Genomic DNA, 12,514 nt, shown 5'->3' with positions numbered 1-12,514 from the left:
GTGCGGACTCACGAGATGAACATGGGGAGGCTAATGGTCATTGGGCAAGGTGACCACGCGCTCGCCGAGTACGCGAAGAACTCACCCTTAACAAGGAACCGCTCTCTTCGTGCATGTTGAGTGCCGCTTCGTTCGCAAAGCAATGTGCTATGCCGCACAGACACGCACAACGGGTTACGTTCAACGCAAACGGATTCGCGCCAGAAAAGCCGGCTAGACGCACCATCAAAGTCGACGAGGTCTGTCTCTGGCCCACATGCGGAATCAGGATGCGGTCGAGCGCACAGACGAGCACCTCGTTGGCCTTGTATTCTTCGCACGGATTCGAAAACATCATGCGCATGAAGTTCGTGCTATTTGACGGATCGCTCTGCGAAAACCCGGGTGCTGATAGCGAAACACGGTGACGGTACCGACGCTTTCGCACGCAAAGTCGAGCGCACACGATGTCGCCGCATGGCGGCATGTCTTCATGGGTTCTCGTCCATGCCCGGCGTCCGCGGCTTGAAGTGATACGTCGCCGGCGTATGTCTGTTGTCGAAGTGAATCGAAGTAGAACTGCAAGCGTGACATGGAGAAGCCCATGAAGTGCGTGCCATTTCGACAGATCAGCGCCATCGGTTACGCAGCACTGGTGGCATTCAGCGTCGAAGCGCACGCGCAGTCGCTCGAAACGCAGGCCGTGCAGGCTGACCAGGTGAACATCAAAGCACTACGCGACGAAGTCGATCAGCGCCTCAAAGAACTTGAGGCGCTCAAGCACAAACTGGCTGACGAAGAGGCGAACTATCTACGGCTCAGCCGTGCACTGAATGCAGGCCAGCTTGAAAGCAAGCGAGCAACGGGTGGCACAGACGCCAACGGTTTGCCAGTAGGCGACGCAGCAACCGGTGGCGCAACCGCCGCCGCTCAGGCAGTCCAGGCCGATCAGGCGTCGCAGGCCGGCGCGCCCGCAAACGCGCAACCCGGCGCGCTCGCGCAGGGCGACCAGGGCGCAGGCGCCAATGCCGGCAACACGTCCCAGCAAGGTACACAGGCGACGCCAGTCGGCCAGGCACCCGTCGCGGACACGCGCCCACCAGCCGTCGCACCGATCTTCGATCAGCCCGGCGTGCTCACGCCACGCCATACGTTCGTCGTCGAGCCGTACTTCCAGTTCGGCTATGCGTCGGAAAACCAGATTTCACTCGTTGGGTACACGATCATTCCTGCACTTCTGATCGGGCTCATCAATGTGAACGAGGTGAAGACGACGACGCTAACAGGGGGCGTCGCATTGCGCTACGGGATCACGAACCGGATGGAGTTCGAGGTCCGCGTGCCGTACGTGTACCAGACCAACGATGTCGTCGCGCGCCAGCCCTTCGTCGGCACGGCCGCCAATACCACGATCAGCAGCGACGGCCACGGCATCGGCGACGTCGAAATGACGCTGCGCTATCAGTTCAATCAAGGTGGTCCGGACAAGTTCTACTACGTCGGCTGGCTGCGCTTGAAGACTGCGACGGGCAAGAGCCCGTTCGACGTTGTGACCGATTGTGTGGTGTCCTGTGTTTCAGGCACGACCGCGAACACGGGCCTTCCGCTGCAGCAACCGACCGGCTCGGGTTTCCTCGCAATCCAACCCGGCCTTACGTGGCTGTTCCCGACCGACCCGGTCGTGTTCTTCGGCAACTTCAGCTACCTGCACAGCTTCGGCAAGGACGAGCGTCTCACGCTGCTCAATGGACAAACCGAGTTTCTCGGCAAAATTCAGCCGGGCGATATCTGGGGATTCAACATCGGTATGGGCCTTTCGTTGAACGAGAAGGCGTCGGTCAGTATCGGCTACGACCAGAGCATCGTGTTGCCGACCTCGCAGAATGGACAAACGGTGCCTGGCTCGGTGCGCGTCGTTCTCGGCACGCTGCTGATCGGATATTCCTACCGGGTCACGCCAAAGACCACGCTCAACTTCTCGATCGGCGCCGGCCTCACACGCGACACGCCGGACCTCACGCTCACGCTGCGTGTGCCGATGTCGTTCTGACCCAATCCGAAGCCTACGTCCCCACGTCCCCGCGAGCCTGCGCCAGCACTTCTAGCGAGGGCGCACCGCGCCGGCGAGTGAGCTGTTCAATGTCGAAAGGAAGTTCATCGCCTTGAACGCGCCAAGCGAGTTCACACTCGTATTGATCGTCGTAAGCGCCTGTATCTGCTGGCCGCTCAACGTGTTCTGGATCACCGAGCCAGTCATGCCGGGCAGCGCCCCCTGTTGCACGGAGTTGTTGGGTCCGACCTGGACTAGCGCTCCAGTGTTCGCACTCGCCAGCATCTGCGCCTGCTGGGCCGTCATATTGGCGACATTCGGAATGTTGAAGCTGGTCTGCGCGACAAGATTGCCGTTCACGAATGCGGCACGCGAGATGCCGAACGACACCACCAGGCCGGATGGCAAGTCGAACCCGCCACGCATGTCATCGAGGCGGCGCTCACTCACCGCCACGAGATTGGCTGACGACCACGCCGGGTCGGCATCCTCCGGCGCCGATATCGATTCCACTGCCCTGCTGACCGAATGCCTGCCATCCGTCATGGCGTCGGGCGCCGATGTTGACGCCGATGGTGGCGCAGATGGTGGCGCCGTTGCCGCGACATGTCGCGGTGGCACGGTTGTGACATTCGTTGCATCCGCCACGTCTTGTGGCGCGCCCTGCATCGTCCTGACCGGACCGGTTGCGATCGCCGGCGAATCGCTTACGGCCGCGCCTGCTTCGAACGAGCACATGCTGCCACCTATCACGGTGACAATGCCGGCAAGCTTCAGGTGTCTGGATTTCATCGCTGTCCTCAGAATTCACCTGGACCGAGTTTCGGTACGACCACGTTGAACAGACCTTCGCGCGGAATGGCGGTATAAAGCGGCGCTGCCGGTGCGACATGCCAGTCACGTGGATCGTTGAACCTCGCCATTTCATGCCTGTTGTGAATGACGAACACTACATGGTCCTGCCACTCTTGCTCAAAACTCTCCTGCGACAGCGCCCGCGTGCCGGTGGCCGGATCGCCAATCAGCACACGCCCGTTGCGCACGCCCTTGATGACCACGAAGTGGTGGTATCCGTGCTCGACGATCAGCGCGATCGCGGGTGTGGTCGTCTGGTTGAGCTTTTCGAGCGGCACCTCATAGCCGTCAGCCTCAAAGCCGCGCGACATCAGGAAGTTTCGGATATCGAGCAGCGAGAAACCTTCCCGACGAATCTTGTCCTGATTGCCGTGCTCGAACATTTCGACGAACGCCTGCTGCTCGGTCACCGGATAATCGTATTGATACGTAAGCAGGGTCGCCACTGCCGCTGAACCGCAACTGAAATCGTATTGCTGCCTGATGGTCCGCTTGAAGCGGGCTTCCTTCAGGCTCGTCACATGCAGCGAGTAATAGCCGCCCGACGGATCGGTGACGTCGATAGGGTCGGCGTGTGCGGCCGGCAAACAGCAGCCGAACGCGAACGCGAGATACGCTGCAATGTGCTTCATTGCCTAGTTCCCGAAACGCACGTTCAACACCGTAGCGTTCTGGATCAGTACATTCGCACCCGTGTTCTGGATGACGGTCGGCAAGCCGCTCGAATTCGAGAACGATCCGTCGCTGATCGTGTTCGAGCCCGTCACCACTTTGTTGGCGACGTTATCCGAAAGCGTGCCATTCAAAAAATTCTGCCCCACCAGCGCATCGCCGCCGCGATGTTCATCCAACTGTTCATCTGTCATCGCCACGCCAAAGCTCGGCTGCTGCGCGTCGTGAGATACGGTGGCCGTCGCTGCAGGCGTTGCGGATTCGACACCACCCGCAGGTACGGCCACGCCAGTTACACCGGCTTGTGCCCGTTGTTGCGACGATTGCGCGTCGTCCGCCGCATAGGCGACCAAACCCTGCATGGCAATCACGACTGGAACGACGAGCAGGGAAACTCTCTTCTGCACTTGCATGGACGTCTCCTTGGGCCATGTGCAGTCAGCGTCGACCGCACAGAATCCGGATATCTGAGACCCCGCCTCGCGAATTGCCGCAAATGCAACGGCCACGCCATTCGCACGGGCGTTGGGAAATTGCCGTGGAGCGCCTTGTTGCGCGCCCCACGGCACCTGCCCCCCGGAATTCATGCTTGAATAAAGCTGTCTTTCAATGCCCGACAGTCAAGTTCGCCTGCACGGTAACGGCCTGCTGTACCAGCGATGCCATGCCGCTGTTCTGGCTCATGACGGAGATGCCGGCTGCGGACTGGGCCGCACCTGTCATCGAGTTGGCCATGTCGAACGTGCCAGCATTGACGGAGTTGACGCCACCTGCACCACCCGCTCCACCGGTGCCACCATTACCGACACCGCCGGTACCGGTAGCGCCAGCTGCGCCAGCTACGCCCACTGCTCCGGCTGCACCGTTGCCTCCGGTTGCATTGCCGTTATGGGCGCTAGACGACGCGCTGCCGTTGCTGCCGCTGCCGCCGGTGCCCGTACCGCCAGCACCACCTGCACCAGCCACTGCGGTCGCCGCACCGCCATTACCGCCGGTACCGCTACCCGCTCCGCCTGTTGCAGCGTTCGCGCCAGTTGTGGCCGCACCGCCCGCGACAGCGGCTGCGCCGCCCGTGCCGGTGCCGGAACCGCCAGCACCGCCCGCGCCGCCTGCGCCGCCGCCCGACGATGCGCTAGCGGTCGAGCCGCGGTAGGCATGAGCGCCGCCGCCGTCGCCGCCGGCGCCACCCGAGCCGCCGTTGCCGCCGCTCGCCCGGGCGTTTCCGCCTGCGCCTGCCGCCAAGCCGCCCAACGCTACACCCACGGCTCCTGCGTTACCGCCACTCCCAGAGCCACTGCCCCCCTGGGTGCCGCCCGCACTTGCGTTGCCGCCACGTCCGCCGTCGCCGCCATTGCCAACGCCAGCTGACGCGCTGCCATTGGTGGCACTGCCTGCCGCAGCGCTGCCGTTAGCCGCGGTACCGCCATTGCCGCCGCTGCCGCTCGCGCCGCTGTTGCCACCATTGCCACCAACGCCCCTGCCGCCGTAGCCCTTGCCGCCGCTGCCTGCATTGCCGCCTGCGGCACTGCCGAAGTTACCGGCCTGGTTGCCGATGCCTGAGACGCCCAGGTTTGTTACCGAACCGTCCAGCGTGCTCAGCGCCACGGTTTTCGTGCTGTTAAAGGAGTCCTGCCTCACATTGGCGTACTTCGCGATCTCGTTGGCGTTGTCACCAACCGTCGAGGTCTGGCCGGAGCTTGCGGAACTGGACAGCGTGTTCGCGCCGGACGTGGACCTCTGATCGCAGGACTGGGCGTTATCGCTACAGGGGTTCGCCATCGCATACCCGCTCACCCCAAGAGCCAGCACCGCAGCCGTCGCCATTAGCGTTCTTCGCATGAGAGCCTCCTGCTGGCTAATGGCCAACGGTCAAGTTCGCCTGCACCGTAACGGCCTGCTGCACAAGCGATGCCATACCGCTGTTCTGGCTCATGACCACGATGCCTGCTGCGGACTGGGCTGCACCCGTCATCGAATTGGCCATGTCGAACGTGCCTGCGTTGACGGCATTGGCTCCACCAGCGCCGCCGGCACCACCGACCGCTCCGTTGCCTACGCCACCATTGCCCGTACCGCCTGCACCGCCTGCACCGCCTGCTGCGCCTGTCGCGCCAACGCCCGCGGTTGCGCTGCCGTTGCTGGCCATGGTGCTCGAGCCACCGTTCGTCGCGCTACCGCCCGTGCCCGTACCGCCTGCAGCGCCATTACCCGCCACCGCCGTTGCTGCACCGCCGGCACCGCCGCTGCCCGTGCCCGCGCCGCCCGTTGCCGTGCTCGCGCCGGTCGTGCCCGCGCCGCCAGCACTGGCGACTGAGCCACCCGTGCCGCTGCCCGAGCCACCTGCAGCGCCAGCACCACCAGCGCCACCAGGCGATGTCGATGTCGCGGTCGACCCACGGCTCGCATGAGCGCCGCCGCCATCTCCACCAAATCCACCGCTGCCGCCGCTACCACCACTGGCGCCTGCGCTGCCACCCAGGCCAGCAGAAGCGCCGCCAGCCGCAAGGCTGCCCGCCGCAGCCCAACCGCCACGGCCGCTGCCATTACCGCCTTGCGTACCACCGGCTAGAGCGCTGCCTCCCCTCGCGCCGTTGCCCGCATTGCCGTCGCCAGCAGTTGCGCCGCCGTTACTGGCATTACCGGCCGTAGCGCTGCCATTGAGCGCGCTGCCGCCGCTGCCGCCGCTGCCGCCTGCGCCGCCATTGCCACCGTTGCCGCCCACGGCGCGGCCGCCGTAGCCGTTACCACCCTTGCCGCCGGCGCCACCCTGGGCGCTGCCGAAGTTAGCGGCCTGGTTGCCAATGTTAGAAACACTGACACCGGTCACTACGCCATCAAGCCTGCTCAATGCGACAACCTTCGTGCTGTTGCCGCTGTTCTGCCAGAGAGAGGCACCGGAGGCGATCTCGTTGGCGTTACTGCCGCTCGTCGACGCTTGAGTCGACGCAGCACTGCTGGTCAGCGAGTTATCGCCGGATGTCGACCGCTGGTCGCAGGATCTGCTGCCATCACTGCATGGATTTGCCATTGCGTAACCGCTAAAGCCTAGAGCGAGGACCGCAGCGGACGCGAATAGAGTCTTGCGCATAGGAACCTCCTGTCGAAACGTAGGGGGGCGGGTTGGCTAAGTACGCCAATCCACCGCGCCACAACGCATAGGCGGTGCCATGCAGCTAAGCCATTGAAATAAAAAGGAAAATATTGAACTGCCGCGACGACGCATTCCCTATCAGGGTTTTTATTCAGGCTTTATGTTTCTCAAATGCAACATCAAAACCGGCATTGCACCGGTTTCAGAGGTTCAGCCAGTCATAAAAATGCTTCAAATTCAGCTTGCTACGCGATCTTTTCAATGGCAATTGGAGAATAAAAAAACGTTTCGGTTTTGATTCACGCAAGCAGGACATCCCATTTTTCGTACTATATCCTGCTCGGTCATTCGGCCTGAAAGCCTTTCCTGGCCTGGCCCACACCGCTCATCACTCATACAGTCAGGGAAAAACGGAATGTCCGAAGCCTTACGAACACGTATCTTCTAGTCGTTTTTCGCGGCAATTATCCCAACACCTCTCAACTACATAAAAAGTGCTATTTCATGAAGTAGGCGTTTTGCACACAGGTATTATGACAGCAGAATCACCCACCTCTGTTTGACGCCACACATTTCAGAACGTTTCGTCATTCGCTTCCGCAACGCTGAACACGCAGCATCGGCGCACAAAAAAGACGGCGCCGCAGCGCCGCCCATTCATTCCTGCCACCGTCTCGTGGATGGCGGCGGACTCAATGCGGTTGACTCAATCGAGCTTGAACTGCCCCACCGTTTGCGCGAGGTTCGCCGCCTGGCCGCGCAGTGCGGCGGCCGCCGCCGTCGACTGCTCGACGAGCGCTGCGTTCTGCTGGACCATCTCGTCGAGCTGGCTCACCGCGCGGTTCACCTCCTGGATGCCGCGCGTCTGCTCGTCCGCCGCGTGGGTCACCTCGGAAATGATGGTGGTCACGTTCGACACGTTCGCCACGATCTCGTCCATCGTTTCGCCGGCGCGGCGCACGAGCTGCGAGCCCGAGCTCACGCTCGCCACCGTCGATTCGATCAGCGCCTTGATCTCGCGCGCCGCCTGCGCGCTGCGCTGCGCGAGGCTGCGCACCTCGCCCGCCACCACCGCGAAGCCGCGCCCCTGCTCGCCGGCACGCGCCGCTTCCACGGCCGCGTTCAGCGCGAGAATGTTGGTTTGAAACGCGATGCCGTCGATCACGCCGATGATGTCGGCAATCTTCACCGAGGCGTGCTCGATCGCGCCCATCGTGTCGACCACGTCCGAGATCACCGCGCCGCCGCGCGAGGCCACCGTCGAGGCCGACGACGCCGTCACGTCCGCCTGCTGCGCCGCGTTCGCGGACTGCGCCACCGTCGCCGTGATCTGCTCCATCGAGGCCGCCGTTTCTTCGAGGCTTGCCGCCGCCGATTCGGTGCGGCCCGAAAGGTCGACGTTGCCCGCGGCAATCTCGTCGCTCGCGGTGCGCACCGACTCGCTCGCGTCGCGGATATGGCGCATCACGTCGCGCAGCTTGTCCATGAATGCGTTGAACGAACGCGCGATCTGCGCGACTTCGTCGTTGCCCGTCGCGGGCAGGCGCTGCGTGAGATCGCCCTCGCCCTTGCCGATGGCGTCCATCGCGTCGCGCACGCGCGAGAGGCGCTGGAACGACACGGTGGCAACCGCGCCGACCACCAGCGCCGCCAGCACCGCGATCACCACCAGCGCGCCAAGCGAAGCCGCGAGGAGCGAGCGCATGCCCGCCGTGGCGTCGGCGCGGTCGAGCGCGACCACCAGGCGCCAGTCGGTGCCCGCGATCGGCTGCGCGCGCATCAGCTTGGTGGCGCCGCCCACGTCGACATCGAGCGGCGCCTTGGCGGCGAGCAGCGCGGCCAGTTTGTCGCCCGAGAGATCAGGCGCGATCCCCGTGACGGGCTGAAGCGTGAGCTTCGGGTCGTTGTGCGCGACGATCTGGCCCGCGCTGTCGATCAGCATGCCGAAGCTCGCGGGCGTCGGGTGGATCGAGCGCACGTTGGCGATCACGCCGTCCATCACGACGTCGCCGGAAACGACAGCCTTCAGGACGCCCTCGCGGATCACGGGCTCGGCGAACGACACCACGAGCTTGCCCGTGGCGGCGTCGATGTACGGCGGGGTCACCACGCCCTTGCCCGCCGCGACCGCCTGCTTGTACCAGGGCCGGCCGGTCGGATCGTAGTCGGGGGGAATGCCGGCGTTGTCGGCGAATTTCGCGCTCTTGTCGGGATAGCCCGCGTAGACGTCGAGGAAGCCGCCCGCCGCCACGACCTGCTTGAACATGGGGGCCGGATCGGGCTGCAGCACAGCGTCTTGCAGCGAATCGATCATGCGCGCATGGCCCGCGACCCATTCGTCGATGTTCTGGGCGTGGCTGTCCTCGACGGCCGTGAGCGTGGCGTCGATCGAGTCCTGGTTGTGCGAGTTGGCAACGAAATAGTCGAGCGCGGTGTTGGCCGCCAGCGCCACGACAACGATAACGACGCATAGCGCGACGATACGCGCACGAATGGTGGTGAACATAGAAGGGAAGCGCCGTATGGAATGGAGTGAATCGAACTGCGGTACGCGTAGGAAATGAGGGATTAACCCACGCGTTTACGGCGTCCGGCGCGATGATCTTGAATCGGATTTGGCGGGGCGCGAGCAGATCGCCGCGCGGGCCTATGGCCAGGCGAGGGCTAGCCGATGTGTGGCGCGCCGGAAGAAGCGTGCCCCCCGCCCTTGCTTACTTGCTCGCCGCGGCAGCCTTTTTCTTGTCGCCGATACGGCTTTCGGTGCCGTTCACGAGCTTCGAGATATTGGCGCGATGGCGCCAGAACAGCAGCACGCTCATCGCGAGAATCGCGAGCGCGATCACGTGCGAGCCGAACAGGAAGAAGACGTCGAAGAGCGGTGCGAACACGGCGGCCGCGAGCGCCGCCAGCGACGAGTAGCGCGTGAAGAACGCGACGATCAGCCAGGTGAGCAGCACCGCACCGCCCAGCACCGGGTTCACCGCGAGCAGCACGCCTGCGGCGGTCGCCACGCCCTTGCCGCCCTGGAAGCGGAAGAACACCGGATAGAGATGGCCGAGGAACACGGCAATGGCCGCAAGAGCGACAGCGGTCTCGCCAAGGCCGAAACGCGGCCCGAAGCGCACCACGAGCCAGACCGCCAGCCAGCCCTTGAACGCGTCGCCGATCAGCGTGAGGATGGCGGCCTTCTTGTTGCCGCTGCGCAGCACGTTGGTCGCGCCCGGGTTGCCGGAGCCGTAGGAGCGCGGGTCGTCGAGGCCCATGACGGAACTCACGACCACGGCGAACGAAATCGAGCCGATCAGATAGGCAGCAACGGCGACAAACAGGTTGTACATGCACGAAACCCGGAGGAAGAGAAACGGAGCGCGGCCGTCCGATGGGAATACACCAGAATGCGCGCGAAGGCGCTCATTTTACCGAAGCGCGGGCGGACCTTGCCGCCATCCCAGGGTAATCCGGGAAATCGGGGATCGTACCGCCCGTATCGGCGCATCCGGCGGGCGCCCACCCGGACACGAGCACAGGCGCCAACGCAGGCAACAGCGCAGGCAACAGCGCGAACATCACGCCACGCCGGGCATCACTCCACACTCGGCGTCGGGCATCACTCGACGCCGGGCATCACTCCACACGCCACGTCGGGCATCACTCGACGCCGGGCGTCGCAACGCTCGCGCACTGCACGGGCTTCGCCTTGAGCAGCGACGTGAGCACCGCGGGCGCGAGGCTCACGAGATAACCGCGCCTGCCGCCGTTGAGCCAGATCTGGTCGAGTTCGAGAACGGTCGATTCGACGTACACAGGCATCGCCTTCTTCGTGCCGAACGGCGACGTGCCGCCCACCAGGTAACCCGAATGGCGGTTCGCGACTTCGGGCTTGCAGGGCTCGACGCGCTTGGCGCCGATCTGCCGCGCGAGGTTTTTGGTCGAAACCTTGCAGTCGCCGTGCATGAGCACGATCAGCGGCTTGGCGTGCTCGTCCTCCATCACGAGCGTCTTGACAACGCGATGTTCGTCCACGCCGAGCTGGCGCGCGGATTCGCTCGTGCCGCCATGCTCGACGTACTCGTAGGGATGCTCGCCGAACGCGACGCCCGCGCGGCGCAGCATCTGCGTGGCGGGCGTTTCGGAGACGTGTTTCGATTTGCTCATGGCGCGCATTTTAATGTGCAACGGCGGGCTTTCGCACCACCCTACCCCACGCCACTACCCGCGCGGATGATGCGTCTCGTGAAGCAGCCGCAGCCGCTCGCGCGCGACGTGCGTGTAGATCTGCGTCGTGGAGATGTCGCTATGCCCGAGCAGCAGTTGCACCACGCGCAGGTCCGCGCCGTGATTGAGCAGATGCGTGGCGAATGCGTGGCGCAGCGTGTGCGGCGAAAGCGGCGCGTGCACGCCGGCATTGAACGCATGCCGCTTGATGATGTGCCAGAACTGCTGGCGCGTCATGCCTTCGGCGCGCGCGGTGACGAACAGCGCATCGGCCACGCGCGCGCCGAGCAGTTCGGGCCGCGCCTCGCGCAGATAACGGGTGATCCAGGCCGCCGCCTCTTCGCCGAACGGAATCAGGCGCTCCTTCGCGCCCTTGCCGAGCACGCGCACGACGCCTTCGTTCAGGCCCACTTCGACCGTCTTGAGCGTGACGAGCTCGGTCACGCGCAGGCCGCTCGCGTACATCAGTTCGAGCATCGTGCGGTCGCGCAGGCCGAGCGGCGCGGCCACGTCGGGCGCGTTCAGGAGCGCTTCGACCTGCGCCTCGGTGAGCGTCGACGGAAAGCGCGGCGCCTGTTTCGCCGAGCGCACGCGCACCGTCGGGTCCGCGCTCACGCGTCGCTCGCGCAGCGCCCAGCCGTAATAGCGCCGGAATACCGAGAGACGCCGGTTCGCCGAGGTCGATTTGTCGTCCTTGCGGCGTGCGCTGTAGGCGAGCAGGTCGTCTTCGCACACCGTGTCGAGGCCATGCGAGCGCGCGTGCGCGAGCCACTCGGCGAACAGACGCAGATCGCGCCGGTAAGCGTCGAGCGTGTTGCGCGAGAGACCGTGCTCGAGCCACATGGCGTCGCAGAAAGTGTCGATGGCAAGCAGGCTCGCGGAAAGCGCTTGCGCGGCGGCGGGTGCGAGCGCGCTTGTTTCGGTTGTATCGGCTTCGTCCGGCGTGTATGTCATCGCGTCGATCTCGACGATCTCGCCGGTGTCGTTGATCTCGTCGTCCTGGTCGCCTTCGTCGATGCCGCATTCCACGTCGCTATCCACGGCGTTATCCGCTTCGTTATCGTTCCGATCGTCCACGTCTTCCCTTTCGCTGCTGTCTTGCGCCAATGCTTGCGTGCCGGCGCGGGCGCGCGGAGCGGTCATCGGATCGCTACGCCTTCGTGAGCAAGCAGCCAGCGCTTGACGTCGCGAAAGAAGCCTTCGCCGCCATGATGCGCAAAGCCGCCTATGCCGCTCGCCGACACCACGCGGTGGCACGGAATCACGATCGGAAACGGGTTCGAGCCGCAAGCCTGCCCCACCGCACGCGCGCTAATGCTGCCGATGCGCTTCGCGAGCGTGCCATAGGTGAGCACCTCGCCCGCCCCGATCGCGCAAATGCCGTCCCATACGCGGCGCTGAAACGGCGTGCCGCGCGGCGCGAGCGGCAAGTCGAAGTCCACTTGCGCGCTCGCGAAATAGCGCGTGATCTGCGCGACCGCGCGCTCGGCGAGCGGACAATCGGGGGCGACCGCTCGCGTGGAGTCGGGCAGATAGACGATCTCGCGCACGGCGCCATCGCCGGTGCGAATGCCGACCTTGCCGAACGGTGCTTCGATTACTGCATTGAACATGGTGTCATCTCCTGTGGAACTCGCTGGCGCCTTAACGCT

The 12,514-nt window shown here is 64.4% G+C and carries 11 protein-coding genes and 1 pseudogene; 1 reads left to right on the top strand and 11 read right to left on the bottom strand.

What is annotated here, in order from left to right; all coding sequences use genetic code 11:
• Positions 1-91 precede the first annotated feature (91 nt).
• Positions 92-466, bottom strand: a pseudogene (locus L5014_RS20125) (citrate/2-methylcitrate synthase); the annotation flags it as partial.
• 117 nt (positions 467-583) lie between these two features.
• Here L5014_RS20125 and L5014_RS20120 point away from each other — a divergent pair.
• Complete coding sequence (locus tag L5014_RS20120; RefSeq protein WP_238465506.1) at positions 584-2,029, top strand: coiled-coil domain-containing protein; 1,446 nt, start codon at positions 584-586, stop codon at positions 2,027-2,029.
• Between the two features lie 51 nt (positions 2,030-2,080).
• On the opposite strand, the gene L5014_RS20115 is transcribed toward L5014_RS20120, so the two are convergent.
• From L5014_RS20115 to L5014_RS20070, 10 genes are all read right to left on the bottom strand, one after another.
• Positions 2,081-2,821: a hypothetical protein gene (locus L5014_RS20115; RefSeq protein WP_238465505.1), complete on the bottom strand. Its 741-nt coding sequence runs from the start codon at positions 2,819-2,821 to the stop codon at positions 2,081-2,083.
• An 8-nt stretch (positions 2,822-2,829) separates the two neighbouring features.
• The gene (locus L5014_RS20110; protein WP_238465504.1) at positions 2,830-3,516 is read right to left on the bottom strand and encodes a C39 family peptidase; all 687 of its coding nucleotides are present in this window, start codon (positions 3,514-3,516) and stop codon (positions 2,830-2,832) included.
• Between the two features lie 3 nt (positions 3,517-3,519).
• Positions 3,520-3,969 (bottom strand): hypothetical protein, encoded by a 450-nt coding sequence (locus L5014_RS20105; protein ID WP_238465503.1) that lies wholly within the window; start codon positions 3,967-3,969, stop codon positions 3,520-3,522.
• Between the two features lie 193 nt (positions 3,970-4,162).
• Positions 4,163-5,395: a hypothetical protein gene (locus tag L5014_RS20100; protein ID WP_238465502.1), complete on the bottom strand. Its 1,233-nt coding sequence runs from the start codon at positions 5,393-5,395 to the stop codon at positions 4,163-4,165.
• A gap of 16 nt (positions 5,396-5,411) precedes the next feature.
• A complete protein-coding gene (locus tag L5014_RS20095) occupies positions 5,412-6,644 on the bottom strand; it encodes a hypothetical protein (RefSeq protein ID WP_238465501.1) in 1,233 nt (410 codons plus the stop codon).
• Between the two features lie 709 nt (positions 6,645-7,353).
• On the bottom strand, positions 7,354-9,153 hold the full coding sequence (locus L5014_RS20090) for a methyl-accepting chemotaxis protein (protein WP_238465500.1): 1,800 nt from the start codon (positions 9,151-9,153) through the stop codon (positions 7,354-7,356).
• 205 nt (positions 9,154-9,358) lie between these two features.
• On the bottom strand, positions 9,359-9,985 hold the full coding sequence (gene plsY, locus L5014_RS20085; RefSeq protein WP_238465499.1) for a glycerol-3-phosphate 1-O-acyltransferase PlsY: 627 nt from the start codon (positions 9,983-9,985) through the stop codon (positions 9,359-9,361).
• Between the two features lie 310 nt (positions 9,986-10,295).
• Positions 10,296-10,802 (bottom strand): Cys-tRNA(Pro) deacylase, encoded by a 507-nt coding sequence (gene ybaK / locus L5014_RS20080; protein WP_238465498.1) that lies wholly within the window; start codon positions 10,800-10,802, stop codon positions 10,296-10,298.
• Between the two features lie 54 nt (positions 10,803-10,856).
• The gene (gene xerD, locus L5014_RS20075) at positions 10,857-11,816 is read right to left on the bottom strand and encodes a site-specific tyrosine recombinase XerD (RefSeq protein ID WP_238465571.1); all 960 of its coding nucleotides are present in this window, start codon (positions 11,814-11,816) and stop codon (positions 10,857-10,859) included.
• Positions 11,817-12,001: 185 nt separating this feature from the next.
• Positions 12,002-12,475, bottom strand: coding sequence for a methylated-DNA--[protein]-cysteine S-methyltransferase (locus L5014_RS20070; protein WP_238465497.1), 474 nt, complete (start codon positions 12,473-12,475; stop codon positions 12,002-12,004).
• Positions 12,476-12,514: the final 39 nt, after the last annotated feature.

It is taken from the genome of Paraburkholderia tagetis, assembly GCF_022213065.1.
Taxonomy (GTDB): Bacteria; Pseudomonadota; Gammaproteobacteria; order Burkholderiales; family Burkholderiaceae; genus Paraburkholderia; species Paraburkholderia tagetis.
The sequence above is the reverse complement of the archived record's forward strand: the minus strand, read 5'-3'. Positions and strand labels throughout refer to the sequence as shown.